The 236-nt window shown below is 73.7% G+C and carries 1 pseudogene; it reads left to right on the forward strand.

Annotation, left to right across the window (positions count from 1 at the left end):
- Positions 1-236, forward strand: a pseudogene (locus KVS69_RS20590) (mechanosensitive ion channel domain-containing protein); the annotation flags it as partial.

Below are 236 nucleotides of genomic sequence, written 5' to 3' on the forward strand. Positions count from 1 at the left end.
CAGACCATCCGGATGGTGCGCCAGACCGGCACCGCACTGCTGGCCCCGGCCGGCACCACCGGCCTGGTCGCCGGCACCGCCGCCAAGCCGGTGTGCGGCAACCTGATCGCCGGCCTGCAGATCGCGCTGACCCAGCCGATCCGCCTCGCTGACGAGGTGATCGTCGAAGGCGAATGGGGCCGGGTGGGAGAGAGCGGCAGCAGCTACGGGGGGGTGCGGATCTGGGACGGGCGGCG

This window comes from Stenotrophomonas sp. GbtcB23, assembly GCF_019091045.1.
Lineage (GTDB): Bacteria > Pseudomonadota > Gammaproteobacteria > Xanthomonadales > Xanthomonadaceae > Stenotrophomonas > Stenotrophomonas rhizophila_A.